The organism is Hydrogenobaculum acidophilum, from assembly GCF_054656715.1.
On the sequence record NZ_BAAHXP010000079.1, the window covers coordinates 1 to 235 of the forward strand.

1 protein-coding gene is annotated in these 235 nt (G+C 35.3%); it reads right to left on the bottom strand.

Annotation, left to right across the window (positions count from 1 at the left end):
• Nucleotides 1-235, bottom strand: a 235-nt coding sequence (locus ACYQZV_RS09205) for a hypothetical protein (RefSeq protein ID WP_459895366.1), incomplete at both ends; no start/stop codon positions are given.

Sequence of the window (235 nt, forward strand, 5' to 3'; positions counted from 1 at the left end):
CTCATGAAAGATGGGTCAAACCTTAGCTCGTAAAACTCAAAGACAAGCTTAAAAATCCTAAGCATTTCAATGAAATTTTCTTTATGAGTTCTTTTGTTTTTGGATACAGTGCTAGGATATAGATAGAAGTCAAGAATAGCGTCTTTGTATTGTACAGAGCGTGGTTTGAAGTGTATAACGGCTCTGAAGCGATTTGATTTGGTCTTGTATATATCTACCTTGCCTTTTAGGTTGA